Source organism: Streptomyces sp. NPDC047971, from assembly GCF_040653355.1.
In the GTDB taxonomy this organism is placed as follows: Bacteria; Actinomycetota; Actinomycetes; order Streptomycetales; family Streptomycetaceae; genus Streptomyces.
The window spans coordinates 537,255-563,150 of the sequence record NZ_JBEZNW010000001.1 but is presented as its reverse complement, the minus strand read 5'-3'; the positions used below and the strand labels follow the sequence as shown (position 1 = coordinate 563,150).

Sequence of the window (25,896 nt, the reverse complement as noted above, 5' to 3'; positions counted from 1 at the left end):
TTCGGTCGTTCTTTACCTGTTCTTTTCCCACTCTGTGGGCGGTGGGGCAGAGACTGTGCCACCGCCTTCGCGCCGTGACGTCGGCGCGGGGCAGCCTCCCCACTCGCAGAAGGACCGAAGGCCCCGTGCCACTTCCCGTTGTGCTGTCCGGCCGCACCGTACGGCTGGAACCCCTCGCACCACAGCACGTCGCCGCGATCGCCGCGGCCGGCGCAGAGGACCGTACGACGTACGCGTTCACGCCCGTCCCCCACAGTCCGGACGCGGCGGAGATCTATCTCGAACGGGCCCTGGCCGAACAGGCCGCGGGCCGGGCGATGCCCTTCGCCGTCGTCGGTACCGCCGACGGACAGGTCGTGGGCTCCACGAGGTTCCTGGAGCTCGACTACTGGCAGGGGCCGCTGGTCTGGCCCTCGGTGCCGGGGATGCCGTACGGAGATCCGGCCACCGCGGTGCCGGACGCCGCGGAGATCGGCAACACCTGGCTCGTGCCCCGGGCCCAGGGCACCGGGATCAACACCGAGGCCAAGCTGCTGATGCTGCGGCATGCCTTCGAGGTGTGGGGGGTGCGGCGCGTCTCGATGCGCGCCGACGCCAGGAACCTGCGTTCGCGGGCCGCCATCGAACGCCTCGGAGCGACCTGCGAAGGGGTCCGGCGGGCGCATTCGCGCGGGCTCGACGGAGCCGTGCGCAGTACCGCCTTCTACTCGATCCTCGACGACGAGTGGCCGGCCGTCCGGGCCGTCATCGAGGCGAGGCTCGACCGCGGGCCCCGGCTCGACCGCGGGCCCCGGCTCGACGGAGCGGCGCTGCTGGACGGACCGCCCGTGCTGGACGGATCACCCCTGCCGCCCCTGCTGGACGGTGCGGTCGGGCTCGACGCGTCGGCGTCGCGCGGACCGCTCGTACCGGCGTAGGCGCGAAGCGAGCGGCCCCGCACGGTCGACAGGAACCGTGCGGGGCCGCCGCGCGCGACGGGGGCGTCAGAGCGCCGCGTACCCCGGTCGCACGACCTCGTCGATCAGCCGCTGCCGCTCCGGCAGCGGCAGGAACGCGGCGTCGAGCGCGGCGACGGTGAACTCCTCGAAGACCTCCGGGCCGTAGCCGAAGGCGTCCACCATGTGCTGGAACTCCTCGCTCATGGTCGTGCCGGAGACCAGCCGGTTGTCCGTGTTCAGCGTGATGCGGAAACCGAGGCGGCGGAGCTCGTCGATGGGGTGCGAGGCGTAGTCCTTGGCCGCACCGGTCTGCAGGTTGGAGGTCGGGCAGACCTCCAGGGCGATCCGGTTGTCCCGGACGTACGAGGCCAGGTGGCCGAGCGTGCCGTCCTCGGCGATGTCGTCCGTGATCCGCACGCCGTGGCCGATCCGCTCGGCGCCGCAGACCTGCACGGCCTCGTGGATCGACTCCGCGCCGACGGCCTCGCCCGCGTGGATCGTGAAGTGGCAGTTGTGCCGCTTGAGGTGCTGGAAGGCGGGGAGGTGACGGGCCGGCGGGTTGCCGATCTCGCCGCCGGCGATGTCGAAACCGGCCACGCCCTCCTCGCGGTGGGCGACGGTGAGCCGCGCGATCTCCAGCGAGCGGTCGGTGTGGCGCATCCCGGTCAGGAGGGCGCGGACCGTGATCCGGCCGCCGGTGCGGCGCTCGCCCTCACGGAAGCCCTCGTTCACCGCCTCGACGACCTCGTCGAGGGTCAGCCCGGCCTCCAGGTGCTGCTCGGGGGCATAGCGGATCTCGGCGTAGACGACCCCGTCCGCGGCCAGGTCCTCGGCGCACTCCGCCGCGATGCGGTGCAGCGCCTCGCGGGTCTGCATCACCGCGCAGGTGTGGGCGAAGGTCTCCAGGTACCGCTCCAGCGAACCGGAGTCGGCGGCGTCGCGGAACCAGACCGCGAGGGCGGCCGGGTCCTCGGTCGGCAGCGCGGTGTAGCCGCACTCCCGGGCCAGTTCGACGATGGTGGCGGGGCGCAGGCCGCCGTCCAGGTGGTCGTGGAGGACGGCCTTGGGCGCGCGGCGGATCCACTCGGCGACGGGCGTGGACACCGGGGCGCTGAGCGGGGCGGCAGGGTTGTCAGACAAGTGCATGGCGCGGAAGTGTACGCCACGACGGCGGGCGGGCGCTGTGACGGCGATCGCCCACCCCGCCTCCCGGGGGTGCCCGGTCAGTTCGACTGGAGCACCGGGAGCGCCGGCGCGCCCGTCGGGAGCATGTGCTTGGCCGCGAGGACCGGGGTGTCCCCGACCCGTACGACCTGGGTCACCAGCACCGCGGGGGTGTCGGCAGGCCGGCCGAGCTGCTCACCGCGGCGCTGGCCCACCAGCGTCGCGGTCACGCTGCTGTGGGCCCCCAGCGGCACCCCGCGCGAGGCCCCCGCGAGCACCGCCAGCATCGAGGTCCGCTCGGGTGCGGCCTCGGCGCGCAGCGCCTCGGCGAAGGCGGGGTGCGCCCGCGCCAGCACGTCGTCGGCGGCCGCCCACTCCTGGCTCAGGGCCGCCGCCGCACCCTCCCCGACCAGCAAGGACTCCCAGAAGCGCAGCTCCGCCCGGGCCGGGGCGAGCAGGTGCTGGGTGGTGAAGTCGGTCGGCTCCTCGACCGCCCGCAGCAGCGCCCGGACGCGCAGCGGGGCACCCGCGCCGATCAGCTCCTCCAGGGGCTGGATGTGCTCGAAGCCGCGCCGGGGAGGGTGGTCGTTGACGGTCCGGCCGACCCCGCGCCGCACGGACAGCAGGCCGTCCTCCTGGAGGAGCAGCAGCGCCTCGCGCAGGGCGGGGCGGCTCACGCCGAGTTCGCCGGCGAGCTTGGGCTCGGAGGGGAGGGTCGAGCCCGGGGGGTAGGTGCCGTCGTGGATGGCGTCCGCGATCCGCTCGTAGAGCACCACGACCGGTCGCCGCTGCTGCCCGCTGACTGCCACTGCCCCTCCTCCTGCCGACTTGTCGGCAAGTGAACGGTATCCGGAATCACAGGTCAAAGGGACTTGACGTGTGACGCGCGTAGAACTCACTCTGTCTGAGCCTTGCTTGTCAGACAAGTAGGGTTCGTCGACATGACATCCACGGCAAAGGGGCCCACATGTCAGCAACATCCGACCTCAAGGGCCGCGGGCCCATGCTGCTGGCGATGGTGCTCGCCGTGCTCGGCTACCAGATCAACGCCACCATGCTCAGCCCCGCCCTGCCGGATGTCATCGAGCGCCTCGGCACCACCACGGCCGCCGCCGGTCTCTCGCAGACCCTCTTCTTCCTGATGGCGGCCATCGGCCAGGTCACCCTCGCCCGCCTCAGCGACCAGCGCGGCCGCAAGCCGATGATGATCGTCTGCGCCGTCGTCCTGATCGCCGGCAACCTGCTCTGCGTCTTCGCGCCGAACATCGAGATCTTCATCGCCGGCCGCATCCTCCAGGGCATCTCGGCGGCGATGTTCACGCTCGCCTTCCTCACCCTCAACCAGCTGCTGACCCCGGCGGGCTTCGGCAAGGCCGCGGGCGTCATCACCGCCGTCAACGGCGGCCTCGCGGGTGTCGACGCCATCGCCGGCGGCCAGATCGCCGACACCATCGGCTTCCGCGGCATCTTCGTCTGCTCCACCCTGATCGCCGTCGCGGGCCTGATCGGCGTCCGCAGGTACGTCCCCGACGTCCCGGCCACCGCGACCGACGGCCGCTTCGACTCCCGCGGCATCGCCGCCCTCGCGCTGGGCCTCACCGGCATCCTCGTCGGCCTGGCCCAGGGTGCCGCCTGGGGCTGGACCTCCGTCCTCACCCTCGGCTTCCTGCTCGGCGGCCTCGCCTCGCTGGTCTTCTTCGTCGTCTCGCAGAAGAGCGCGGCCAACCCGGTCATCGACATCGAGGTGCTCGCCTCGCGCCGCGCCTGGCCGCTGCTGCTCACCACGGTCTGCACCCTGGGCGGCGCCTTCGGTGCCATCGCGCTCACGATCCCGCTCTTCTCGCAGGACGCCAGGGTCGGCCTCGGCCTCTCCGCGGTCACCGCGGCCGTCCTCTTCCTCACCCCGATCCAGCTGATCGGTGTGGTCTCCGCCCCGCTGACCGGCCGGCTCGGCCCGAAGATCGGCTGGCGCACCATCGTCGTCACCGGCGCCGTCGCCAACTTCGCGATCTTCCTCTTCGCGACGCTCTTCCTGCACAACGAGTGGATCCTCGTCGCCTCGCTCGCGGCGCTCGGCGTCACCTACGGCGGATTCATGCTGACCGGACTCAACGGCCTCGCCGTGACCACCGCCCCGAAGGACAAGCCCGGCTCGCTCTCCGGACTCAACGGAGCCTGCTTCGGCATCGGGGCCTCGCTCGGCATCGCCCTGGCCTCCGCGATGATCACCGCGGGCAGCGACGCCGGAGGCCCGACCGAGGCCGGCTACCAGCACGCGATGTACGCGGCGCTCGCGCTGCTCGGCATCGGCGTCCTCACGGCCTTCCTCATCCAGCGGCCCGACCCGGCCGAGGCGCCCGCCGAAGCGCCGCAGCCGGTGCTCGCCCACCACTGACCGGGCCGCGGGCGAGGCCGCACCCTCACCCGTACGGCCCTCCCACCGCCCCCGCGGGACCGGATCCCTCCATCCTGGTCCCACGGGGGCGGCCGCGTACGAGGAGGAGAGGTCAGGGGATGAGGCCCAAGGAGACGTCGAGCACGGGTCGGCGCCGGCGCACCTGGTCCCTCACGCCCGGCCGGATCGCCACCGGTGCCGTGCTCGCGCTCGCGGTGGTGGCCGTCACGGCGGGGGAGGAGGCGGTGGCCGACGAGGACGCCCCGCCGATGCCCGGTTTCCTCGGCAAGGGACTGTGGCAGGTCTTCACGGCGCTCGACCATCGCACCCGCATCGATGTCCACGACGTCGGCGGGAGGGACCGTCGGGTGCTGTGGCCGTCGAACTGGACGGTGTGCACCCAGCACCCCGACGAGGGTGTGGCGCTCGACGGCCGCACCACGGTCGTGATCGGTGTGGTGCGGAAGGGCGAGAGCTGCCCGGTGAAGGTCCGCTCGGCCCGCCGCTGACCGGCAGCCGCCCGCCGTTGACCGGCAGCCGCGCGCCGTTGACCGCCGCCATACGCCCTGGACCGCAGCCGCCCGCCCTGGACTGCCCGAGGCTGCCGGCCGCTGGCGGGTCCCTCAGCGCTTGTAGTTGATCTTCATCGTGTCCATGTCGGTGACGGACGACGTGAGTTCACCGTGGCCGTGACCGAGCTCCCCGAGCGCCGTCTCCACCCGGTCCTCCGCGATCGCCGCCGCCATCTCCACGCCGTCCGCCGCGTCCGAGACCACGATCACCCGGTACGAGAAGTGCTTCAGCGTCCTGTCGTAGGCGAGCGAGCCCGCGTCGGTGAAGCGCATCGCGGACATCCCGTGCTCGTCGGCCTCGGCGAGCAGCCGAGCCCGGCTCTCCTCCGACAGCCCGTCGAACGTGCCGCGCACGATCACCCGGTAGGTGTGCTCGGTACTCATTTCCCTGGTCCTCGCGTTCTTCGCCGAAGTCGATTGAAGATCCAGACTACGGGCGTGAGGATGAGACGCATGCGGAATATCGTGGCCCTCGACGCCCCGTCCAACCTCGGCCTGCGCCCGCCGGCCCCCGGCACCGTCCCCGGCTGCTACAAGCTCGCCGGCGCCCTGCGCGAGAACCGGATCGTGCGGCGGCTCGGCGCGCTGGAAGGCGGCGTCGTCGTCCCGCCCCGCTACGACCGCGGCGACTGGCGGGAGGGCGACGGAGTCTTCAACGCGGCCGCCCTCGCCACGTACACCCGCAAGCTCGCGGACCGGATCGAGGGGCACGTACGGGCGGGGGACTTCCCCCTCGTCCTCGGCGGCGACTGCTCCATCCAGCTCGGCGCCTCCCTCGCCCTGCGCCGACTCGGCCGCTACGGACTCGCCGCGATCGACGCCTCGCCGGACTTCCGCCACACCGGCAACTCCGACGCCGTGGGCGCCGCCGGCGGTGAGGAACTGGCCCTCGCCACCGGCCGGGGGCAGCGCGACCTCACCGACCTGGAGGGCCTGCGGCCCTACCTCCGCGAGGAGGACGTCCGGCTCTTCGGCATCCGCGACGCCTACCTCGACGATCCCGAGCTCGTCGACCTGCGCGCCCTGAAGGTGCCCGTCGTCACCGTCTCCGACCTGCGCGCCTGGGGCCCGGCCGAGCTCGCCGCCGCCACCGTGACCGCCTTCGGGACCCCCGCTCTCGACGGCTTCTGGGTCCACCTCGACGCCGACGTCCTCGACCCCACCGTGATGCCGGCCGTCGACAGCCCCGACCCCGACGGACTGCTGCCCCACGAACTCACCCCGCTGCTGCGCACCTTGGTCCGCTCCGAACGGTGCGTCGGACTCAACGTCACGATCTACGACCCGGATCTCGACCCGGACGGCACCGCCGGAGCGCTGCTCACGGACCTCGTGGTCGCCGCCCTGGCCCCGGCATGACGAGCGGCGCCCCTGGTCAGGAGGGCGCCCGACGTGTTCCATGGTCGACATGACGACCGTACGACGTGCCGTACTGACCCTGCCCGCGGCCCCGTTGGGACCGGACAACCCCCTCCCCGCGCTGCGGGCCCCTGGCGCGCCGCACACGGCCGCCGTGCCCGATCCGCGCGCCGGGGAGGACGTTCCGCGCGACATGGCGCGGCAGTTGGGCTACGCGCCCCTGCGCAGCCTGCTGCCCGTCCCGGTCCGTGACGGCTACGGACGCGAGCGCACCCCCGCCGCGCTCGACGCGATCGTCATCGAGAACGACCGGCTGCGGGCGACCGTCCTGCCCGGACTCGGCGGTCGCGTCCACTCCCTGCACCACAAGCCCACCGGCCGCGAACTGGTCCACCGCAACCCGGTCTTCCAGCCCGCCGCCTTCGCCCTCAACGGCGCCTGGTTCGCGGGCGGCATCGAATGGAACATCGGCGCCACCGGCCACACCACGCTCTCCTGCTCCCCGGTCCACGCCGCGATCGTCCCGGCCCCCGACGGCGGCGAGATGCTCCGGCTGTGGGAGTGGGAGCGCCTGCGCGACCTGCCCTTCCAGGTCGACCTGTGGCTGCCCGAAGGCTCCGACTTCCTGCACGCCGGCATCCGGATACGCAACCCGCACGAGCGGACCGTGCCCGTCTACTGGTGGTCCAACACCGCCGTCCCCGAGGACCGCAGGATCCTCGCGCCCGCCGACGAGGCATGGCTCCACGGCTACGAACGCGGTCTGCGCCGCGTCCCCGTCCCCGTCACCGAGGACCACACCGGCACGGCGGCGGACCACACGTACCCGCTCCGCGGCACCCTTCCCGCCGACTACTTCTACGACGTCCCCGAGGAACGGCGGCGCTGGATCGCCGCTCTCGACGAGACCGGCGCCGGACTCGTCCAGACCTCCACGGACCTGCTGCGCGGGCGCAAGCTCTTCGTCTGGGGCTCGGCCCGCGGCGGCCGGCGCTGGCAGGAGTGGCTCACCGAACCCGGCGCGCCCGGCTATGCCGAGATCCAGGCCGGACTCGCCCGTACCCAGCTGGAGCATCTGAGGCTGGAGGCCGGGGCGGAGTTCAACTGGCTGGAGACGTACGGGCCGCTCGCGGCCGCGCCCTCGGCGGTTCACGGCGAGGACTGGGCGGCGGCCCGCGCGAGCGTGGAGACGAGCCTGGAGCAGGCGCTCCCGCGCGCCGCCGTCGACGCCGCGTACACGGCGTGGCGCGACGGCGCGGCCGACACCGAACCGGTGACCGTCCTCGCGGCGGGCTCCGGCTGGGGCGCGCTGGAGCTCCTCGCCGGAGGGCACGAGCTGCCCGGCACCCCCTTCCCCGCGTCCACCCTGGGCGCAGAGCAGAAGCCCTGGCTGGAGCTGCTCCGCACCGGCGTCCTGCCGCCTCCCGAGGACGGTGCCGTCCCGGGCCCGCCGCTGGTCGCGGACCACTGGCGGGACATGCTGGAGACCGCACCCGCCGAGCCGTTCACCGAGTACCACCTCGGGATCGCGCAGTGGCACGCGGGCGATCTGGCCCAGGCGGTGCGGAGTTGGGAGCGCGGACTCCAACAGGCGCACGTACGCTGGCCGTTGCTGTACTGCCTGGCCGTCGCCGACGAGGAGGGCGGTCACCCGGAGCGGGCGGCCGAGCGCTTCGCGGAAGCCTTCGACGCCCTGCCCGAGGACGCCGGCGCCGTGCTGACCGCCGCCCTGGGGCGCGAGGCCCTCACCGCGCTCCTGGCCGCGGGCCGGGTCCCGCAGGCCCGGGCTCTCTGGGAACGGCTGCCCGCACCCGCCCACGGGCACGGCGCGTTCCGCTTCGCCGAGGCCCGCCTCCTCCTCGCCGAGGGCCGCAAGGCCGAGGCCCGCGCCGTCTTCGACGCGGGCTTCGAGGTTCCGGATCTGCGGGAGGGCGCCGAGATCCTGGGCGACGTGTGGTCCGCCGTGAGCGACGAACCGGTCCCGGACGTCTACGAGTTCCGGATGCGTCCCTGAGACGTCCCTGAAGCGTCCCTGGCGCGTCCCGTCGGACCGGCCGGCTCAGCCGGTCCGACGGTCGACGTACTCGAAGACGGAGCCGTCCGGGTGGACCGCGATCAGATTGCGGCCCACCGGGGTCGGGACCGGGCCGGCCAGGATCTTGGCCCCCGCGTCGGCCAGCGAGGTGAACGCCGCGTCCACATCCTGTACGGAGATGGTCGCGGTGACCTTCCGCAGGACCTCCAGCTCCGCCTCGGGCCCGCTCATCAGCAGGAAACAGCCGACGGCCGCGACCGACACCCCGCCGCGCTCGAACCGGAGGGCGGAGGTACCGGTGAGGCGCTCGTAGAACTCCACCGCCGGATCGAGGTCGTCGACGCAGACGCGTAGCGTGGTTCCCAGGATCTCCATGCGTACGAGCCTAGTTGAGGTTCAGGAGACGCGGCAGAGGATCTCCCCGTGGGGGACCATGAACCAGGCGTCGTCCTGTCGGCCCCACTCCCGCCACGCCTCGGAGATGCCGGTCAGGGCCCCGGGCGTGGCATGTCCGCCGTCCACCGCCAGCCTCGCGTACACCGACTCGGTCGTCCGGTCCGCCCACAGACCGCTCCACCACGCCCGCTCGTCCGGGGTCGCGAAGCACCAGGCGGCGGCCGTCGTCGTCACGTCCGTGAACCCCGCCTGCCGCGCCCAGCCGAACAGCCTCCGCCCGGCGTCGGGTTCGCCGCCGTTGGCCCGGGCGACCCGGCGGTACAGCTCCTGCCACTCGGTCATGGCGGCAGGCTCCGGGTACCAGGCGAAGGCCCCGTAGTCGCTGTCCCGGGCGGCCACCACACCGCCCGGGCGGCAGACCCGGCGCATCTCGCGCAGCGCCCGCACCGGGTCCCCGACGTGCTGCAGCACCTGGTGGGCGTGGACGACGTCGAAGGAGTCGTCGGGGAAGTCCAGGTCGTGGACGTCGGCCACCGCGAACTCCACGTTATCCAGGCCCCGTTCGGCCGCGGTGGCCCGGGCCTTGTCCAGGACGTCCTCGGCCGCGTCCACCGCGGTCACCCGGCCGGGGGCCACCAGAGCCGCCAGGTCGGCGGTGATGGTTCCGGGACCGCAGCCCACGTCCAGGACGTCCAGGCCGGGGCGCAGCTCGGGGATCAGGTAGGCCGCGGAGTTGGCCGCCGTGCGCCAGGTGTGCGAGCGCAGCACCGACTCGTGGTGTCCATGGGTGTAGACGGCGGTCTCCCGCGGAGCGGACTGCTCGGAGGCATGGGTCATGGCCGGACTCCCTCGTCTGGGTTGGTTCGGCCACCGTACGCCCCAATGCCGCATGGTGAGATGAGAATCTCACCATGCGGGCAGAGCGTCGAGTGGACCGGCGGTCCGTCCCGGCGCCCCGCCCCGGATCGCGGGGCATACGCCCCGGAGCCCTGGGTACGCGCGTCGGTGGACAGGGCACGCCAAGCCGCCACGAAGGCTCGTGGAGGAGGTTCGTGATGGGGTACGCATCGATGTCCTCGCTCGCCCGGCAGCTCCGGGTGGACGCCGTACGCGCCGCCGACGCCGCCGGCTCGGGACACCCGACCTCCTCGATGTCGGCGGCCGAGATCGGCGCCGTGCTCCTCGCCCGCCACCTGCGGTACGACTTCGACCGACCCGACCACCCGGGCAACGACCGGCTCGTCCTCTCCAAGGGGCACGCCTCGCCGCTGCTGTACGCCATGTACCGGGCCGCGGGCGTCGTCGGCGAGAGCGAACTGCTCACCTTCCGCGCCCGGGGGAGCCTCCTCGAAGGCCACCCCACACCCCGGCTGCCCTGGGTCGACGTCGCCACCGGCTCCCTGGGCCAGGGCCTGCCCATCGGGGTCGGCATGGCACTCGCCGGGAAATTCCTCGACCGCGTCCCCTACCAGGTGTGGGTCGTCAGCGGCGACAGCGAGATGGCCGAAGGGTCCGTCTGGGAGGCCGTGGAGCACGCCGCCTACTGCCGCCTGGACAACCTCACCCTGATCGTCGACGTCAACCGGCTCGGCCAGCGCGGACCCACCCGCCACCAGCACGATCTGGGCGCCTACGCGGCCCGCCTCGAAGCCTTCGGCTGGCACACCCTGCGGATCGACGGCCACGACGTCGAGGCGGTCGACGCGGCGCTGCGCGAGGCCCGGGCCACCGTCCGCCGCCCCACCGCGATCCTCGCCGCCACCCGCAAGGGCCGGGGCGTGGCCGCGGTGGAGAACCGCGAGGGGATGCACGGCAAACCGCTGCCGGACGCCGAGGCCGCCATCGCCGAGCTCGGCGGCCGGAGCGATCTGCGGGTCCAGGTGACCGATCCGCCCGCCGCGCTCGTGGCGCGTCCCGGACGGGACGGCGCGCCGCGACTCCCGCGGTACGGCAGGGGCGAGAAGGTCGCCACCCGTGACGCCTACGGGCACGCTCTCGCCGCCCTCGGAGACGTGCGCGCCGACGTCGTCGCGCTCGACGGCGAGGTCGGCGACTCCACCCGCTCCGAGTTCTTCGCGAAGGCGCACCCCGAGCGCTACTTCGAGTGCTGGATCGCCGAACAGCAGCTCGTCGGCGCCGCCGTCGGACTGCAGGCGCGCGGCTACGTCCCGTACGCCTCGACCTTCGCCGCCTTCCTCACCCGCGCGTACGACTTCGTCCGGATGGCGGCCGTCAGCCGTGCCGGTCTCAACCTCGTCGGTTCGCACGCCGGGGTCTCCATAGGCCAGGACGGGCCGAGCCAGATGGGTCTTGAGGACCTGGCGATGCTGCGCGCCGTGCACGGCAGCACCGTGCTCTACCCGTGCGACGCCAACCAGACCGCGCGACTGGTGGTGGCCATGGCCGACCTGGAGGGCATCCGCTACCTGCGCACCACCCGCGGCGGCACCCCCGTCCTGTACGGGCCGGACGAGGAGTTCCCGGTCGGCGGGAGCAAGGTGCTCCGCAGCCACGGCGACGACGACCGGGCGACCGTCGTCGCGGCCGGGGTGACGGTGCACGAGGCCCTGAAGGCCGCCGACCGGCTCGCGGAGCACGGCCTGCCCGTCCGGGTGATCGACCTCTACTCGGTCAAGCCGGTGGACACCGCGACCCTCGACCAGGCGGCCGGGACGACGGGCTGCGTCCTCACGGTGGAGGACCATCACCCCGAGGGCGGGCTCGGCGACGCCGTCGCCGAGGCGTACGCCAACGGCCACGGCGGGGTCCCCCGACTCGCCCGCCTCGCCGTGCGCTCCATGCCCGTCTCCGCGACCCCCGAGGAACAGCTCCACGAGGCCGGCATCGACGCGGACGCCATCGTCTCGGCGGTCGAACTGATGCTGGAGCGCGTGTTGGTGCGCTAGTTGTATTGATCACGAGCGTTGTTGACACCGGCCTGGTCTTGAACATGGCGAAGACCTCCGGTGTGGTGGGAGCTGTCTAGGAACTCACCGCACGGAGGTCTTCGTGCCCCACCGTAATGCCCGGCTGACCGTCTTCGGTAGGAGACTGCTGGTCGAACGTGTCCGCTCAGGCCGTCCGGTCGCTCATGTGGCCGCCGAGATGGGGATCTCCCGGGCCACCGCCCACAAATGGATCCGCCGGTGGCGGGCCGAGGGCGATGCGGGTCTGCACGACCGGCCGAGCCAACCTCACACGAACCCGCACCGAACACCGGCCGCGATGGAAGACCGTGTCTGCGAGCTGCGGCGGAGCCGCAAGCTCGGGCCCGCCCGGATCGGCCCGGTCCTGGGACTGCCTGCATCCACCGTCCACCGAATCCTGACCCGCCACCACCTGAACCGGCTCGCGTGGATCGACCGCCCGACCGGCCAGATCATCCGCCGCTACGAACGCGACCACCCGGGCGAGCTGGTCCACATCGACGTGAAGAAGCTCGGCCGGATCCCCGACGGCGGCGGCCACAAGACCCTGGGCCGCCAAGCCGGCCGGGCCACCCGCAACGGCGTGGGCTTCGACTACGTCCACTCCGCCGTCGACGACCACTCCCGACTTGCCTACAGCGAGATCCACTCCGATGAGAAGGTCGCCACCTGCGCGGCCTTCCTGGCCCGCGCGGCCGCGTTCTTCCAGACCTGCGGCATCACCCGCATCGAACGGGTCCTGACCGACAACGCCTGGGCCTACCGCAAGGGCCTGGCCTGGAAGAACGTCCTGGACGACCTCGGCGCGACCGGCAAACTCACCCGCGCCTACCGGCCGCAGACCAACGGCAAGGTCGAACGCTTCAATCGCACCCTGCTCGACGAATGGGCCTACCTGCGGCCCTACACCTCCAACCACGAGCGGACCGAAGCCCTGACAGACTTCCTCCACACCTACAACCACCACCGCTGCCACACCGCACTCGGAGGCAACCCACCGATCAGCCGTGTCAACAACGCTGCGGGTCAATACAGCTAGTCCGTGCCGCGCCGGGTCCCGTGACCCGCCTTCGGGTGGATCGCCTCGGGCGTCGTGGGGTGGGGGACCTCGGTCACCAGCAGTTCGGAGAAGAGCAGGTTCAGTCGGTAGACGTCGGTCCTGAGGAAGACGTCGTGGAAGTCGATGCCAAGGGCCTGCGACCAGCGACGGGCCGCGTCGGACGGGGGCGCCACCTCCGCCCCGGGAGACCGATGCCACGCCTCATCCCAGGCGGACCCCTCAGGCTCTGCGTCGGCCTCCTGGCCGATCGTGCCGTCGTCCAGAGCACGCTTCCACACCTCGGCCGGCACCGAGGAGAGACATCGGGCCCCGACGCAGTGCCGGAAGAGATAGCGGCGGAGTGGCGACTCCCGCGCATCCGAGTCCGTCACCACACGGACGACGACCTCGTAGTCACGCAGGCGACCGGTGTACCCGTGGCGCACGACCGGTTGCCCCGATATCCCGTCCAGCATCTGCTCAAGCACTGCGGCATCCATGCCGACGTTCTACCTCACGCGCCGGGCGCCGCCGCGCCGCGCCGCCGCCGTTCGACACGCCGGACACCCCGCCGGGCGTCCTCCTCCTGCCTCACCCGGACGGTCCCCTCGTCGTGTGTGGCGGGCCCCGCCGGTGGCCAGCACCCTTCGTCGTCCCGTGCCCCCGCCCGGGGCGGCGAACCGTCCCGAACCTTCGTATAAAGGGCACTGTGGGCGCCGTGCGGGCGCGAACCGGTGCTTCGGGAGGTACGGAAGATGAGGCAGACGGCTCCGGAAGGCCGCGGTCCGGTGCGCTACGGCCCTCCGGCCCCGGAACCGGCCCTGCCCGTACTCCCCGGACTCGCCGCCCTTCTCGCCGCCGCCGCGGGCCGCGCCACCGTGGAACCACCCGGCGGCGGGCCCGTGCTCCGCGAGGCCGCCGGCGGCTACTGGTGGCGTCGCGGCCTGCGCACGCACGCCGAGGACGTAGTCGCGGCCCCGGGGGCGCAGCCCCTGCTCCTCGCCCTGATCGCCGCCCATGGCGGCGACGTCCTGATGCCCCGGCCCTGCCCCGCCTGGTGGACCCCGCAGGCCCGCCTCCTGGGCCGCCCCGCCTACCACGTGCCCACCCCCGCCGAGTGCGGCGGCGTACCCGATCCGTACGCCCTGCTCGAAACGATCCGGCGGGTCAGGGCCGAGGGCGGGCACCCCCGGCTGCTGCTGCTCTCCGTCGCCGACGACCCCACCGCCACCGTCGCCCCGCCCGAGCTGGTCCGCGAGGCCTGCGAGGCGGCCGTCGGCGAGGGGCTGCACATCATCAGCGACGAGACCTGGCGCGACACCCTGCACCGGCGCCACGACACCGTCCTCCTCAGCCCCGCCGAGATGTGTCCCGAGGACGTCACCGTCCTGTACGACCTGGCCGGCGCCCTCGCCCCGGTCGCCTGGCCCTGCGCCGTGGCCCGCTTCCCGCCCACCGACCCCTCGCGCGCCGACCGCTACACCGATCCCCGCGCCCGCACCCTCGACATCCTCACCGCGCTCGGCGCCTGCGTCGCGGGGCCGGTCGCCCCCGCCGCCGCCCACGCCCTCGACGAGCCGGAGGACGTGACCGTGCGCGCCGCCCTCTCCGCCGGCCTCCACGCGCGCGTGGCCGCCGCCGCGCACCGGGCCGTCCTCACCGCGGGCGCCCTCGCCCGGCCGCCGCAGGCCGGCCGCCACCTCTACGCCGATCTCGGCCCGCTCCGGGCCGGGCTCGCCGCCCGGGGCGTCACCGACTCCATGGAGCTGGAGAACCACCTCAGCGAGCGGCTCGGCACCCCGGTCCCCGGCGGGCATCGCTTCGGCGACGAACTCGGCGCCCTGCGCGTGCGGTTCGACACCGGCGCGTTCCTGGGATCGACCGATGAGGAACGGATGGAGTCCCTGGCCTCGGCGAACCCGGTGGAACTGCCGCATGTGGCGGCCGCGTTGAGCTCGTTCGGCGCGGCACTGGAGGAACTTCGTTGACATCCGGCGCACTTCGGAGCCCCGCAGGCTCGTAAGACGTCCTCGACGAACCGCGCAGAACGGAGCTCGCAGATGACGGAACAGACGGCACGGTCGACCGAGGCCCCCCTGAACGCGCCCGACGCCGACACCGCCCCGGACGGCCGTACCGCCCTCGACGCCGACACCGCCCCCGACGGCCGTACCGTGCCCGACACCGACACCGCCCCCGACGGCCGTACCGCGTCGGACGGCCGTACCGCCCCCGACGGCCGTACCGCCCCCGACGGCCGTACCGCCCCCGACGGCCGTACCGCCCCCGTACCGGGTGCCGTGGGGGCCGGTGCGGCGGCGAGATCGGCGGGTGGGGCCCCCGCGGCCCTGCTTCAGCCCCTCGGCCGGGTCAGGGCGGACTGGCCGCGTTCCTTCGCCGATCGGCTCACCGCGCCGCTCCCCGGCGTCCGGGCGATGGCGCGGCTCGCCCGCGAAGGTGCCGTACGCCCCGGCCCCGAGGGCCTGCGCGACATCCCGCTGCTGCCCTTCGCCCCGGGCCCACTGCCCGCCGCGGGGCCCGACACGCTGGCCGTCACCTGGGCGGGCCACGCCAGCTGGATCCTGCGGGTCGGTGGCCTGACCGTCCTCACCGACCCTGTCTGGTCCCGCAGGATCCTCGGCACCCCGGCCCGGATCACGCCCGTCGGGGTGCGCTGGGAGGACCTGCCGCCGGTGGACGCCGTCGTCATCAGCCACAACCACTTCGACCACCTCGACGCCCCCACCCTCAGACGGCTGCCGCGGGACACCCCGGTCTTCGTCCCCGCGGGACTCGGCCGCTGGTTCACCCGCCGCAGATTCCACCGGGTCACCGAACTCGACTGGTGGGAGGCGGCCGAACTCCAGGGTGTGCGCTTCGAGTTCGTGCCCTCCCACCACTGGTCCAAGCGGACGCTCCTCGACACCTGCCGCTCGCTGTGGGGCGGCTGGGTCCTCACCGACCCCCGCGACCGCCGGGTCTACTTCGCCGGCGACACGGGCTACGGCCACTGGTTCGCCGAGATCGGGCGGCGCCACCCGGGGATCGACCTCGCGCTGCTCCCCATCGGCGCCTACGCCCCCCGCTGGTGGCTCAGCGACGTCCACACCGACCCCGAGGAGGCCGTCCGCGCCTTCCAGGACCTCGGGGCACGGCGGATGGCGCCGATGCACTGGGCGACCTTCGTCCTCTCCTCCGAGCCGGTCCTCGAACCGCTCACCCGGGTCAGGGCCGCCTGGGAGCGGGCCGGACTGCGCCGTGACGACCTCTGGGACCTCCCCGTCGGCGCCTCACGCGTGCTTCTGCCCTGACCTGCTGTCCCGCCCGGACCCCCGCATCCGCCGCCACAGCGCGGGAGCCCCGCTGATCAGCACCGTCAGGGCCACCGCCGCCAGCACGCCCTGCCAGGGCTCGGGGAAGAGCGAGCCGCCCAGGATCCCGATCAGCTGATACGTCGCCGCCCATGCCAGACAGGCCGGAACGTCCCCGCGCAGGAACCGGCGCAGCGGCATCCGCGCCAGCAGACACGCGAGCATCACCGGAATCCGTCCGGCCGGTACCAGCCGCGACAGCACGAGGACCGACACCTGGTGGGTCTCCAGCTTCGCCTGCGCCTGCGCCAGCCGGTCGGGAGCGGCCCGGCCGCGCAGCACCTCCAGCCAGCGCGAGCCGTTCCGCGACCTCACGCCGCGCTGCCCCAGCCAGTACAGCGTCACGTCGCCCAGCAGCGCGGCGGAGGCCGACACCAGGAACACGAAGAGCAGCGACAGCGGGGACGTCTGGTGGAAGGCGACGACGGCCGCGGAGCTGACGATGGCCCCCGTCGGCACCACCGGCACCAGCGCACCGAGCGCCACCAGCGCGAACAGCGTGGGGTAGCCGACCGCCTGCTGCGTCGACTCGGGCGGCAGGTCCCGTACCGCCCCCATCAGATCGATCACCGCGCGACCTCGGGCCGCACCCGCTCGCCGTGGCCGAGCAGATGGACCGCCACCTTCGGCGCGAGCCGCGCGGCGTGCCGGACGAACTCGTCGCCCGGGGCATGGAACTCGTGCGGCCGGACCGCGTCCATCCCGATCGGCCAGTACGTGCCGTAGTGCACCGGCACCGCCGCCGCGGGGGAGAGCGCCGCGAGCGCCTGCGCGGCCCGCCGCGCGTCCAGATGGCCGTGCCCCAGGTACGGACCCCAGCCGCCCACCGGCAGCAGCGCCACGTCCACCGGGCCGACCGCCTCGGCCATCCCGTCGAAGAGGCCGGTGTCGCCGGCGAAGTACGTCCGCGCCTCGCCCTCGACGACGTACCCGAGCGCGGGGGAGCGGTGCGGTCCCACCGGAAGCCGCCGCCCGTCGTGCCGCGCCGGCACGGCCCGTACGGTCACGCCCCGCACCGTGACCGTGTCGCCCGGCTCCAGCTCCGTCAGCCGCAGACCCCGGCCGTCCAGCCTCCGCAGCCCCGCCACGGCGCCCGGCGCGCCGTGCGGCACGATCAGCCGCGTCCCCGGCGCGAGCCGGGCCAGCGAGGGAAGATGCAGATGGTCGGCGTGCAGATGCGAGACGAGGACCGCCTCGGCGGACGCGGCCTCCGGGGGCGGCAGCGCGCCGCGGCGGCGGCGCAGGTGCGCGAGCCGGCGCACGAAGAGCGGGTCGGTGAGGAACCGGACCCCGGAGTCCTCGACCGTGCAGGTGGCATGACCCCACCAGGTGACCTCCACCGGTACGCCGCCCTTCCGCCCGAGTCGATGCGCTCCTACCGAGGGTAGATGTCCCGGGCGGGCGACGCGGGGCGTCCGAGGCGGATCGAGGGGGTAGCCATCGTGGAGCAAGGCGATGGGAGCACGGGTGAGCACGATGGGGACGACCTGCCATTCGACGCAGTGCCCGCGCTGCGGGGGCGTACTGGCCGTGACCCAGGACGGCTGGCAGATCTGTCACACCTGTGGCTACTCCTCGCCGCCGTGAGGCCGGACGAGTGGGGGAAGGGAGCCTCCTCGCCCGAGCCGGTTCGGAGTAGGGTCGGTCCATGGACGACGTTCGGGTGGCGGCGATCGCCAGCCTCACCCCGCTCGAGGAACTCGACAGCGACCCCTTCCTGGTCGACACCCGCAGCCAGCACGAGATGTGCGCCCGCTGGGCGGCGCACAAGGGCTACGTGGTGGCGAGACAACTGCTCTGCTACGGGATCCGGCCCGACCACGCGGCGCTCTGGGCCGATGTGGACGCCGGGCAGGTGGACCTCTTCGTCGCCCCCAACGAACGGGTGCTCGCACGGGCGTTGACCGACGTGCCCGCGTTCTTCGCGGAGTGCGAGCGACGCGGCGTACGCCTGGAGACCGCGGGCTTGGACGAGCCGGTGTACGACGCCGCGGCCAAGGCCGGAGTGCATCGCCGCCACTCCATGCCCACCGCCGGCTACGACGGTTGTTAGCCCGGCGCGCAACCTGCTCCGTGCCGCCCGCTCCTTGCCACCTGCTCCCTGAGCGCCTCCTGCCTGCGCGCCTGCTCCCTGAGCGCCTCCTCCCTGCGCGCCTGCACCTTGCCGCCTCGCCGGCCGCCCGCGCGGCCGAGTAGGCGGCCGAGACGGGGGCCGAAACGGCGCCCGCGACGGCGGTCGGCCCCGGCGTCGCGCGCACCCCTTTCCCGCCCTGACCACGCCCCCGGGCGATGTGCCACGCTTGAGGCAGGAAACGGGTGAAAGGTGAACCAGGCGTGGGTGACGGGCGATGGCGCACCGCCGGCCGCTGGCGGGCGACGGGGAGCGCGCTGGTGCGGGTGGCCGTGGTCTGGGCGGTGTCGACGCTGACCATGCTGGCCCTGGCCGGCCTGCTGCCCGACTTCCAACTCCAGTCCGCCGACGGCGACAGCATCACCCGTACCGCCCTCACCGCCGTCTGGGGCGCCGGTGCGTTCGGTCTGCTCGGCGCGCTGGTGTGGCCCGTGGTCGTGCGGGCTCTGCTGCTCGTACCGGCCTTGGTCCTCGGCCTGTTGGTCTTCTTCCTCAACGGCTCCCTGCTGCTGATCGCGCTCTGGCTCATCCCCGACGGCCGGGGCGCCGCCGACCCGGAGACCGCCGTCGTGGTCGCCGCCGTGATGTCGGCCGTCGCCTCGGCCACCTCCACCGCGCTCGCGGTCCGCGACGACGACGCCTACCGCCGCCGTCTCTACCGGCTCGCCGACCGCAGGCGTCCCCGGGCCGTGGCCGGGGGCACGGCCCCGGGCGCGGGGGGAGGATCCGAACCCGTCCCCGGCACCCTCTTCCTGCAACTCGACGGCGTCGGCCACCGCGTGCTCCGCGACGCCGTGGCCGACGGCCTGATGCCCACCGTCGCCGACTGGCTCGACAGCTCGCACAGGCTCACCCCCTGGCGCACCGACTGGTCCAGCCAGACCGGCGCCAGCCAGCTCGGCATCCTGCACGGCTCCAACGAGGACGTGCCGGCCTTCCGCTGGTACGAGAAGGACACCGGCCGGCTGATGGTCTCCAACCGGCCCGCGAGCGCCGTCGAACTCCAGCGGCGGGCCATCGAACGCACCGGCGACGGCGGACTGCTGACCGTCGACGGCGCCTCCCGCGGCAACCTCTTCAGCGGCGGTGCCGACCAACTCGCCCTCGTGCTGTCGATGGCCGCTCGGCGCGGTCGGCGCAACCGCTCGCGCGCCGGCTACTTCACCTACTTCTCCGACCCCGCCAACGCGGTCCGTACGGCGGTCTCGTTCGTCGCCGAGGCCGCCCGTGAGGTGTTCCAGTCGATCCGCGCACGGCTGCGCAAGGAGACGCCGAGGGTCTCGCGCGGGGGCGCCTACCCCTTCATCCGGGCCTTCGCCACCGTCGTGGAGCGCGACGTCGTCGTCGCCGCGGTGATCGGGGACCTGCTGGCCGGCCGGACCGCCGTCTACGCCGACCTCGTCGCCTACGACGAGGTCGCCCACCACTCCGGCCCGCACGGCCACGACACCGACCGGGTCCTGGCCCGGCTCGACCGCTCCCTCGCGCTGATCGCCAAGGTCGCCGAGCACGCCCCCCGCCCGTACCGGATCGTGCTCCTCTCCGACCACGGCCAGAGCCCCGGCGAGACCTTCGAGGGCGCGTACGGGCTCACCCTGCGGGATCTCGTACGCGCCGGCTGCGGGCTTCCCGTACCGCGCCGGGTCGGGCGGACCCGCAGCGGCTCGGAGGCGAGGGACGCGGCTCGCGACGCGCTGCGCAGCGCGCTGCACCGCCCGGTGGACGAGGACGGGGGAGTCGTCCCCGACAAGGCGGGGCCCGTCGTGCTCGCCTCCGGCAACCTGGGGCTGATCTCCTTCCCCGGGGTGCCGCACCGGATGACCCGTGAGGAGATCGAGCGCCGCCACCCCGCGCTCCTGCACACCCTCGCCAACCATCCGGGCATCGGCTTCCTGCTGGTCGCGAGCGCCGAGCACGGCTCGGTCGTGCTCGGCAGGGACGGCGCGGAGGTGCCGGTCGCCGAGCTCGCCGACGACGGACCGCTCGCGGTCTTCGGGCGGGGCGCGGCGGACACGGTGCGGCGCACGGACGGGTTCCCGCACGTCGCCGACATCATGGTCAACTCGATGTACGACCCGGCGACCGGCACCGTGCACGCCTTCGAGGAGCAGATCGGCTCGCACGGTGGCCTCGGCGGGGAGCAGTCGCATCCCTTCCTGCTCTCTCCCGTGGAGTTCTCGGCGCCGGTCGAGGCCGGCGCCGAACTCGTGGGGGCGGAGCAGGTCCACCGGGTGCTGCGCCGCTGGCTGCGGGAGTGCGTGGGGCCGCAGGTGCCGCTGGAGATTTCGCTGCCCACCAGCGATGCGGAAGCGTTTCTTCCGGTCAAGGGTGCTGCCGGGCCGGACAAAAACGACTGATTTGGTGGGGCGTCTCGCCTACCGGACCATGGTCGGGTTTGCACGACGAGAGGCGCACCACCCCCCATGAGCACGGCCGTATCCGAACAGCCCGCAGAAGAGACCAAGCACGCCCGGCGATTCGGACTGCCGATCGCCACCGCGCTGGTCATGGGCAACATCATCGGCGGCGGGATCTTCCTGCTCCCCGCCTCCGTCGCCCCCTTCGGGACCATCAGTCTGGTCGCCTTCGGCGTCCTCACCCTCGGCGCGATCGCCCTCGCCCTCGTCTTCGGCCGGCTCGCCCACCGCCATCCGCAGACCGGCGGCCCGTACGTCTACGCCCGGGCGGCCTTCGGCGACTTCGCCGGATTCCTCGCGGCCTGGTCGTACTGGATCACCGCCTGGGTCTCCAACGCGGCCCTCGCCGTGGCCGCGGTCGGCTACCTCGACGTGCTGATCCCCGTCCACGAGTCGAAGCTCGCCACCATCGCCGCCGCGCTCACGCTCCAGTGGCTGCCGGCGCTCGCCAACCTCGCCGGCACCCGGTACGTCGGGGCCGTGCAGCTGATCGCGACCGTCCTCAAGTTCGTCCCGCTCCTCCTGGTCGCCGTCGGCGGACTCTTCTTCTTCGACAGCGCCAACCTCGGACCGTTCCAGGCCGGTGAGGGCGGCGCGCTCGGCGCGGTCTCGGCCTCCGCCGCGATCCTGCTCTTCAGCTACCTGGGCGTCGAGTCGGCCGCCGTCAGCGCCGGGGAGGTCCGCGACCCGCGGCGCAACGTCGGCCGTGCCACCGTCCTCGGGACCCTGGGCGCCGCCGCGATCTACCTCCTCGGCACGCTCGCCGTCTTCGGCACCGTCGCCCACGACCGGCTCGTCGCATCCTCCGCGCCGTTCTCGGACGCCGTGAACGCCATGTTCGGCGGCTCGTGGGGCGGCACCGTCATCGCCTGCATGGCCCTCGTCTCCATGGTCGGCGCGCTCAACGGCTGGACCCTGCTGAGCGCCCAGACCCCCTACGCCGCGGCGCGCGACGGGCTCTTCCCGCAGGTCTTCGCCCGGAAGCGGCGCGGCGTCCCGACCGTCGGCGTCCTCGTCACCGTCGTGCTGGCCTCGCTCCTGACGGTCTACAACTACACGGTCGGCACCGAGGGCGTCTTCGAGATCCTGGTCCTCGTCACCACCTTCACCGCGACCGTCCCCTACCTGCTGTCCACCGCCGCCCAGATCTACTTCCTGCTCTCCGGCCGTTCCGAGCGCGTCGACCGCGCCCGGCTGATCCGCGACGGGGTCCTCGCCGCGGCCGCCTTCGGGTTCTCCATGTGGCTCGTGGCGGGCTCCGGATACGCGGCCGTGTACCAGGGCGTGCTGTTCCTCTTCGCGGGCGTGCTCGTGTACGCGTGGATGTCGGCCCGCACGGCACGGCGGGGGACCGGCCCGGTGCCGGGCGCCGTCTCCGTGCCGGAGCCGTCGCGGACGGCCGACGGCACGTCCGAGCGCGTGAATTCGGGCGCTCCGGCGTAGGCCGCCCGGGCGGAATCGCCGCCCACCACGGCACGTCGGGCCGCACGCGGGGCAGAACGCATCTCCGTGAGCCCCGCTCCCGCGCCGCACCCGGACCCCGCCGCCCCGGCGGGGTCCCCGCCACGCGAAGCGCCGGACGCCGACGCACCCGGCGGGGACGCGTCGGCGGGAGCGGACTGGACCCGCCCGGAGGTGCCGGCCTCGGCCCCGGGCGGCCGACGAAGGCGCTCCCGGGCATCGGCCGTCGGGCGGCTCGTGGTCACGGTGCTGCTCGTGCTGGCCTCCCTCCTCGGTGCGTACGGCGGGGTCGGAGGGTCCGGAGCGGCCGAGTCGCTGCCCGCCGCCTCCGGCGCGGCCGACCCCGGCACGGAGACGCTCGAAGCGGGCGAGGCCGAGACCGCCGCCCCCGCCTCCCGGAGTCGCTCGCGCCACGGGGCCGCGCCCCGCGACGGCGGTCGCCGGCGCGGAGCGGCGGCGGCCGACCTCCCCCTCGCACCCGCCCTCCTCCCCGTGCCCGGCCCACGCGACGGCGCGCGGCGGTGCGTGGTGATGCGCTGCTGAGAGGCCCGTTCCTCTCGCAGTCCCTCACCCCCCACCGCAAGGAGCTCTGTCATGCCCGTCGACCCCTTCGCCGTACTCCGCGCCCTGCTGCGCGCGGAGGCCGCCCGCGACGCCCGCGGCGCGTCCGCCGAGCCGGAACGCGCCCCGGCACGCGAACCGGAACGCGCCCGCGAGGAGCGTCCCGCCCGCTAGTGCCGCGCCGGCGGGCGGAGTCGCGGTGGGGTGTGCGGTGGGGTGTGCGGTGGACGCGGATCACCCGATGAACGCGGCCGACCGGCCACCACCCTGACCGGCACACGACCCCCGGCCGGGGCACCCCCGGCCGGGGCACCCCGACCGGTCCGCCGGCCGACACCCACCCCCGGCCCTCCCGAGCCCGGGAGAGCCGCCTCGGCCCTCCCGAGCCGGGAGGCCGAGCGCGGCCCTCAGCCGGCCTGCTGGACGCCCTTCCCCGCGGCGCCCCTGCCGTGCAGGGTGACCAGCGTGGTCAGACCGACGGCGAGGACCACCAGCGCCACCAGGGCCGGGACCAGGCCGACGAGCGCACCGGACGCCAGCGCGCACACCCCGCCGACCGCGAGCACCGTCGGCCGGCGCCCGGAGGTGCGCAGCACGATCGCGGCGCCGCCGAGCAGGAAGACTCCGACACCGCCCGTCAGCGACCAGGCCACGACCCCGTGCAGCGGCTCGGAGAGACCGTAGTGGCCGGTGTCCGCGACCTGCTGGAGGACCTTCTTCATCCCGAGCGCGCACAGCACCACGCCCGCGACGAGCGGAAGGTGCAGGAAGGTGTACACGTCCCGGGCGAACCGGGTCCGCTCGTCGCCCTCCAGCGCCTCCAGCCGGTGCTCCGCCCCCTCCGCGAGCCGCCGGAAGTACAGCGCCCACAGCGCGGCCGAGAGCAGCAGCCCGGCGGCGGCGGCGCCCAGGACCGCGACGGTGATCGGGAAGGCGCCGACTCCCACGCCCATCGCCACGATCGACTCGCCGAGAGCGATGATGACGATCAGCCCGTGCCGCTCGGCGAAGTGCCCGGGGGAGTTGATCCGCCAGCCGGAGGCGCCCGTGACGTAGATCCCGCCGTAGTCGATGACCACCGCGCCGAGCCACAGCAGGAGTTGGACCGTGCCCGTGTAGGCGGAGCCGATCAGCAGCAGCACCAGCGGCGGGGCGACGGACAGCAGCGCCGTGCGGCGCAGGGTGGCCCGCAGGGCGGCGTCGCCGGGGCTGGAGATCCAGTACGAGACCAGGTGGAGCAGGCGCACGGCTCCGTAACAGAGCACGAAGAGGAGCGGGGCCGAGAGCCCGCCGGGTGCGTCCGCGAACACCTCGGGAACCACGAGCGACACGATGAAGACGACGGCCATCACGACGACGAGCACCGCGAACAGCGCCCCGGAGTCGGCCCGTACGACGTTGCCCAGCCAGGCGAAGCAGCACCAGCACCACCACAGCAGCGCGAGCACGACCATCGCCCCGACCACCCGCATCGCCGACGGATCGGCCGCCATCAACGCGGTGACCTGGGTGATCGCGTACACGAACACGAGGTCGAAGAAGAGTTCCGCGGGCGTCACCCGGTGGTCGTCCCCGGCCGCGACCATCCGCGCCCGTTCCCTGCGCCGAACCATGTGAGCTCCCCGCCTTCCCGATGCGACCCCCGCCGCCACGGCGCGAACAATACCCAGGCCCCGGCGCCGGGGAAGCGATCTCCGGGATCCCGTACGAGCGGTGCCGTGCCCCCGGAGACCATCCGCGGCGGGTGGGCCCGCGAGGACCGCCCTGACGGTCGGGGGGAGCCGGCCGGCCACCGACGGCCACGCGCGCGGCCCGTCGAGAGCCCCGAACCGCGAGCCCCGCCAGCGCAGGGGCGCCAGCGGTCAGGGGCGCCAGCGGGGTGCCTCGTCGTCCGGGGTGTCGGGGGAGGCGAAGTGGAACGGCACGCCGAGGTGGGCGGCGAGGTCGGTTCCCGCGCGGGTGGCGGCCACCGCCGAGGGGTGGAGCGGTCCCGTGTCGGCGTGGTCCAGGGCGCGTACGGCAGTGGCCCGGTAGATCGTGGCCAGGCATGTCTCGCCGGCGGGGTCGTCCGTCACGGCCAGCAGGGTCACGAACCAGTCGTGGACGGTGTCCCCGTCCCAGACGGCCTCGATCGCCACCACGCGGGCCCGGACACCGCGGGCGAGGGCGGCGAGCGAGTCCAGGTCGAGGGGGGAGTCGGGCGTGCGGGCCACGCGGTCGCCGAGGCGCTCGTAGCGCCGATGGACGATCTGCTGGGCGGCGTACAGGTCGACACCCTGGGCGCGGCCCGCCTCCCACACGAGCCGCACCGCCCGCATGTGGGCGTCCTGCAGGACGTAGCCGTCGGCCTGGGCGCGGATGCCGGACGGAAGCCCCTCCCACCGGCTGTCGATGTCCTGGTCCACGGTGTCCGTCCCTCGGTTCGTCCTGGCGTCGTCGCGACATGATCGGCGCGGCGGTGCCCCGCCGTCGACGGGATTTCGCCGGCCTACCGCGGGACCGCCTCGGCCGGCCGCGCCGGTCGACGTGGCCGACACGATGCCGCCCCGCTCGCGCCGGGCGCCGTCATCGTCCCGGCGCGGGGGAGGCCGAGGACCCCGCCTGTGCCGCGCTGTCGGTGTGCCGGAGCTCGGCGAGGAGTTCGTTCTGTCCGGCCAGGAGTTCGGTGAGGATGCGTCGGGCGGCGCGCAGGAGTTCCGCCACGTCGCCGCCGGCGAGGGCGTAGCTGACGGTGGCGCCGTCGCGAATGGAGATCACGATGCCGGATCGCCTCAGTACCGCGAGCTGCTGGGAGAGGTTCGACGGCTCGATCTCGATCTCGTTCAGGAGATCGCGTACCGGTACCGGGCCGTGCTGGAGCAGCTCCAGCACACGGATGCGGACGGGATGCCCGAGCATGCGGAAGAACTCCGCCTTGGCCTGATATAGCGGCACCTGCATGCGACAACACTCCCAACCCGCGGTTCGACCATCCAGGGCCGGCAGCTGGACCTGCCGGCTCCTCGGTACGCAGCTCCAGCCAGTCTCTCGTTTCCCGGCCCAGCCTGCCCTGGCCTGATCACATTCGGATATGCCGAGTTGAAGAATCTTTCAACTCATGGGCGCACGGGGCCGGGAAGCAGAGAGAACG

25 protein-coding genes are annotated in these 25,896 nt (G+C 73.7%); 14 read left to right on the top strand and 11 right to left on the bottom strand.

All coding sequences use genetic code 11. From position 1 onward, the window contains the following. Positions 1–125: 125 nt before the first annotated feature. Positions 126–917, top strand: coding sequence for a GNAT family protein (locus AB0D99_RS02480; RefSeq protein ID WP_362355959.1), 792 nt, complete (start codon positions 126–128; stop codon positions 915–917). A gap of 66 nt (positions 918–983) precedes the next feature. Here the strand turns inward: AB0D99_RS02480 and AB0D99_RS02475 are convergent, their stop codons facing one another. Beyond that, complete coding sequence (locus AB0D99_RS02475) at positions 984–2,084, bottom strand: adenosine deaminase (protein ID WP_362355957.1); 1,101 nt, start codon at positions 2,082–2,084, stop codon at positions 984–986. Positions 2,085–2,161: 77 nt separating this feature from the next. Continuing rightward, a complete protein-coding gene (locus AB0D99_RS02470) occupies positions 2,162–2,911 on the bottom strand; it encodes a GntR family transcriptional regulator (protein WP_362355955.1) in 750 nt (249 codons plus the stop codon). 158 nt (positions 2,912–3,069) lie between these two features. On the opposite strand from AB0D99_RS02470, the gene AB0D99_RS02465 reads away from it, so the two are divergent. Together AB0D99_RS02465 and AB0D99_RS02460 are read left to right on the top strand one after the other, a co-directional pair. Then, positions 3,070–4,497 (top strand): MFS transporter, encoded by a 1,428-nt coding sequence (locus AB0D99_RS02465; protein WP_362355953.1) that lies wholly within the window; start codon positions 3,070–3,072, stop codon positions 4,495–4,497. A 119-nt stretch (positions 4,498–4,616) separates the two neighbouring features. Beyond that, positions 4,617–5,006 carry a hypothetical protein gene (locus AB0D99_RS02460; protein WP_362355951.1) on the top strand — a complete coding sequence of 130 codons (390 nt, stop codon included), beginning with the start codon at positions 4,617–4,619 and terminating at the stop codon, positions 5,004–5,006. A 114-nt stretch (positions 5,007–5,120) separates the two neighbouring features. On the opposite strand, the gene AB0D99_RS02455 is transcribed toward AB0D99_RS02460, so the two are convergent. Continuing rightward, positions 5,121–5,453, bottom strand: a complete 333-nt coding sequence (locus AB0D99_RS02455; RefSeq protein ID WP_362355949.1) for a DUF6204 family protein — start codon at positions 5,451–5,453, stop codon at positions 5,121–5,123. A gap of 69 nt (positions 5,454–5,522) precedes the next feature. On the opposite strand from AB0D99_RS02455, the gene AB0D99_RS02450 reads away from it, so the two are divergent. Both AB0D99_RS02450 and AB0D99_RS02445 read left to right on the top strand, forming a co-directional pair. Next, positions 5,523–6,428: an arginase family protein gene (locus tag AB0D99_RS02450; RefSeq protein ID WP_362355947.1), complete on the top strand. Its 906-nt coding sequence runs from the start codon at positions 5,523–5,525 to the stop codon at positions 6,426–6,428. Between the two features lie 40 nt (positions 6,429–6,468). After that, positions 6,469–8,442: a DUF5107 domain-containing protein gene (locus AB0D99_RS02445; RefSeq protein WP_362355945.1), complete on the top strand. Its 1,974-nt coding sequence runs from the start codon at positions 6,469–6,471 to the stop codon at positions 8,440–8,442. A 45-nt stretch (positions 8,443–8,487) separates the two neighbouring features. Here AB0D99_RS02445 and AB0D99_RS02440 read toward each other — a convergent pair whose 3' ends face one another. Together AB0D99_RS02440 and AB0D99_RS02435 are read right to left on the bottom strand one after the other, a co-directional pair. Continuing rightward, positions 8,488–8,838: a VOC family protein gene (locus tag AB0D99_RS02440; protein ID WP_362355943.1), complete on the bottom strand. Its 351-nt coding sequence runs from the start codon at positions 8,836–8,838 to the stop codon at positions 8,488–8,490. Positions 8,839–8,859: 21 nt separating this feature from the next. Further along, on the bottom strand, positions 8,860–9,696 hold the full coding sequence (locus AB0D99_RS02435; protein ID WP_362355941.1) for a methyltransferase domain-containing protein: 837 nt from the start codon (positions 9,694–9,696) through the stop codon (positions 8,860–8,862). A gap of 218 nt (positions 9,697–9,914) precedes the next feature. Between AB0D99_RS02435 and AB0D99_RS02430 the strand changes: the two genes are divergently transcribed. Together AB0D99_RS02430 and AB0D99_RS02425 are read left to right on the top strand one after the other, a co-directional pair. Continuing rightward, the gene (locus AB0D99_RS02430) at positions 9,915–11,765 is read left to right on the top strand and encodes a transketolase (RefSeq protein WP_362355939.1); all 1,851 of its coding nucleotides are present in this window, start codon (positions 9,915–9,917) and stop codon (positions 11,763–11,765) included. A gap of 103 nt (positions 11,766–11,868) precedes the next feature. After that, positions 11,869–12,825, top strand: a complete 957-nt coding sequence (locus AB0D99_RS02425; protein WP_362355937.1) for an IS481 family transposase — start codon at positions 11,869–11,871, stop codon at positions 12,823–12,825. Here AB0D99_RS02425 and AB0D99_RS02420 read toward each other — a convergent pair. Further along, positions 12,822–13,325 carry a hypothetical protein gene (locus AB0D99_RS02420; RefSeq protein ID WP_362355935.1) on the bottom strand — a complete coding sequence of 168 codons (504 nt, stop codon included), beginning with the start codon at positions 13,323–13,325 and terminating at the stop codon, positions 12,822–12,824. The two genes, AB0D99_RS02425 and AB0D99_RS02420, sit on opposite strands and share 4 nt — an antisense overlap. A 255-nt stretch (positions 13,326–13,580) precedes the next feature. Here AB0D99_RS02420 and AB0D99_RS02415 point away from each other — a divergent pair, with 255 nt between their 5' ends. Both AB0D99_RS02415 and AB0D99_RS02410 read left to right on the top strand, forming a co-directional pair. Next, a complete protein-coding gene (locus AB0D99_RS02415) occupies positions 13,581–14,813 on the top strand; it encodes an aminotransferase class I/II-fold pyridoxal phosphate-dependent enzyme (protein WP_362355933.1) in 1,233 nt (410 codons plus the stop codon). 72 nt (positions 14,814–14,885) lie between these two features. Beyond that, complete coding sequence (locus AB0D99_RS02410) at positions 14,886–16,136, top strand: MBL fold metallo-hydrolase (protein ID WP_362355931.1); 1,251 nt, start codon at positions 14,886–14,888, stop codon at positions 16,134–16,136. On the opposite strand, the gene AB0D99_RS02405 is transcribed toward AB0D99_RS02410, so the two are convergent. Together AB0D99_RS02405 and AB0D99_RS02400 are read right to left on the bottom strand one after the other, a co-directional pair. Beyond that, positions 16,116–16,754, bottom strand: coding sequence for a VTT domain-containing protein (locus AB0D99_RS02405; protein ID WP_362356059.1), 639 nt, complete (start codon positions 16,752–16,754; stop codon positions 16,116–16,118). The two genes, AB0D99_RS02410 and AB0D99_RS02405, sit on opposite strands and share 21 nt — an antisense overlap. An 8-nt stretch (positions 16,755–16,762) precedes the next feature. Further along, a complete protein-coding gene (locus tag AB0D99_RS02400; RefSeq protein WP_362355929.1) occupies positions 16,763–17,536 on the bottom strand; it encodes an MBL fold metallo-hydrolase in 774 nt (257 codons plus the stop codon). A 308-nt stretch (positions 17,537–17,844) separates the two neighbouring features. Here AB0D99_RS02400 and AB0D99_RS02395 point away from each other — a divergent pair, with 308 nt between their 5' ends. The 5 genes from AB0D99_RS02395 (at position 17,845) to AB0D99_RS02375 (ending at position 22,940) form a co-directional block, all read left to right on the top strand. Beyond that, a complete protein-coding gene (locus AB0D99_RS02395) occupies positions 17,845–18,249 on the top strand; it encodes a recombinase family protein (protein ID WP_362355927.1) in 405 nt (134 codons plus the stop codon). A gap of 281 nt (positions 18,250–18,530) precedes the next feature. Further along, on the top strand, positions 18,531–20,684 hold the full coding sequence (locus tag AB0D99_RS02390) for a phage holin family protein (RefSeq protein ID WP_362355925.1): 2,154 nt from the start codon (positions 18,531–18,533) through the stop codon (positions 20,682–20,684). Positions 20,685–20,750: 66 nt separating this feature from the next. After that, positions 20,751–22,187, top strand: a complete 1,437-nt coding sequence (locus tag AB0D99_RS02385; RefSeq protein ID WP_362355923.1) for an amino acid permease — start codon at positions 20,751–20,753, stop codon at positions 22,185–22,187. Positions 22,188–22,253: 66 nt separating this feature from the next. Further along, the gene (locus AB0D99_RS02380; protein ID WP_362355921.1) at positions 22,254–22,748 is read left to right on the top strand and encodes a hypothetical protein; all 495 of its coding nucleotides are present in this window, start codon (positions 22,254–22,256) and stop codon (positions 22,746–22,748) included. 51 nt (positions 22,749–22,799) lie between these two features. Next, a complete protein-coding gene (locus AB0D99_RS02375; RefSeq protein WP_362355919.1) occupies positions 22,800–22,940 on the top strand; it encodes a hypothetical protein in 141 nt (46 codons plus the stop codon). Between the two features lie 233 nt (positions 22,941–23,173). Here the strand turns inward: AB0D99_RS02375 and AB0D99_RS02370 are convergent, their stop codons facing one another. The 3 genes from AB0D99_RS02370 to AB0D99_RS02360 all read right to left on the bottom strand — a co-directional run bounded on the left by AB0D99_RS02370 (position 23,174) and on the right by AB0D99_RS02360 (position 25,706). Then, positions 23,174–24,379 (bottom strand): low temperature requirement protein A, encoded by a 1,206-nt coding sequence (locus AB0D99_RS02370; protein WP_362355917.1) that lies wholly within the window; start codon positions 24,377–24,379, stop codon positions 23,174–23,176. A gap of 249 nt (positions 24,380–24,628) precedes the next feature. Beyond that, the gene (locus AB0D99_RS02365; protein ID WP_362355915.1) at positions 24,629–25,171 is read right to left on the bottom strand and encodes a hypothetical protein; all 543 of its coding nucleotides are present in this window, start codon (positions 25,169–25,171) and stop codon (positions 24,629–24,631) included. A 160-nt stretch (positions 25,172–25,331) separates the two neighbouring features. Beyond that, positions 25,332–25,706, bottom strand: a complete 375-nt coding sequence (locus AB0D99_RS02360; protein ID WP_362355913.1) for a metalloregulator ArsR/SmtB family transcription factor — start codon at positions 25,704–25,706, stop codon at positions 25,332–25,334. Positions 25,707–25,896: the final 190 nt, after the last annotated feature.

What these genes read in the sequence shown, in the direction of transcription:
- AB0D99_RS02465 (WP_362355953.1), top strand. Translation starts at nt 3,070, where the DNA reads ATGTCAGCAACATCCGACCTCAAGGGCCGCGGGCCCATGCTGCTGGCG.
- AB0D99_RS02415 (WP_362355933.1), top strand. Translation starts at nt 13,581, where the DNA reads ATGAGGCAGACGGCTCCGGAAGGCCGCGGTCCGGTGCGCTACGGCCCT.
- AB0D99_RS02460 (WP_362355951.1), top strand. Translation starts at nt 4,617, where the DNA reads ATGAGGCCCAAGGAGACGTCGAGCACGGGTCGGCGCCGGCGCACCTGG.
- AB0D99_RS02455 (WP_362355949.1), bottom strand. Translation starts at nt 5,453, where the DNA reads ATGAGTACCGAGCACACCTACCGGGTGATCGTGCGCGGCACGTTCGAC.
- AB0D99_RS02435 (WP_362355941.1), bottom strand. Translation starts at nt 9,696, where the DNA reads ATGACCCATGCCTCCGAGCAGTCCGCTCCGCGGGAGACCGCCGTCTAC.
- AB0D99_RS02370 (WP_362355917.1), bottom strand. Translation starts at nt 24,379, where the DNA reads ATGGTTCGGCGCAGGGAACGGGCGCGGATGGTCGCGGCCGGGGACGAC.
- AB0D99_RS02360 (WP_362355913.1), bottom strand. Translation starts at nt 25,706, where the DNA reads ATGCAGGTGCCGCTATATCAGGCCAAGGCGGAGTTCTTCCGCATGCTC.
- AB0D99_RS02375 (WP_362355919.1), top strand. Translation starts at nt 22,800, where the DNA reads ATGCCCGTCGACCCCTTCGCCGTACTCCGCGCCCTGCTGCGCGCGGAG.
- AB0D99_RS02445 (WP_362355945.1), top strand. Translation starts at nt 6,469, where the DNA reads ATGGTCGACATGACGACCGTACGACGTGCCGTACTGACCCTGCCCGCG.
- AB0D99_RS02410 (WP_362355931.1), top strand. Translation starts at nt 14,886, where the DNA reads ATGACGGAACAGACGGCACGGTCGACCGAGGCCCCCCTGAACGCGCCC.
- AB0D99_RS02440 (WP_362355943.1), bottom strand. Translation starts at nt 8,838, where the DNA reads ATGGAGATCCTGGGAACCACGCTACGCGTCTGCGTCGACGACCTCGAT.
- AB0D99_RS02420 (WP_362355935.1), bottom strand. Translation starts at nt 13,325, where the DNA reads ATGGATGCCGCAGTGCTTGAGCAGATGCTGGACGGGATATCGGGGCAA.
- AB0D99_RS02475 (WP_362355957.1), bottom strand. Translation starts at nt 2,084, where the DNA reads ATGCACTTGTCTGACAACCCTGCCGCCCCGCTCAGCGCCCCGGTGTCC.
- AB0D99_RS02430 (WP_362355939.1), top strand. Translation starts at nt 9,915, where the DNA reads ATGGGGTACGCATCGATGTCCTCGCTCGCCCGGCAGCTCCGGGTGGAC.
- AB0D99_RS02405 (WP_362356059.1), bottom strand. Translation starts at nt 16,754, where the DNA reads ATGGGGGCGGTACGGGACCTGCCGCCCGAGTCGACGCAGCAGGCGGTC.
- AB0D99_RS02385 (WP_362355923.1), top strand. Translation starts at nt 20,751, where the DNA reads ATGAGCACGGCCGTATCCGAACAGCCCGCAGAAGAGACCAAGCACGCC.
- AB0D99_RS02450 (WP_362355947.1), top strand. Translation starts at nt 5,523, where the DNA reads ATGCGGAATATCGTGGCCCTCGACGCCCCGTCCAACCTCGGCCTGCGC.
- AB0D99_RS02395 (WP_362355927.1), top strand. Translation starts at nt 17,845, where the DNA reads ATGGACGACGTTCGGGTGGCGGCGATCGCCAGCCTCACCCCGCTCGAG.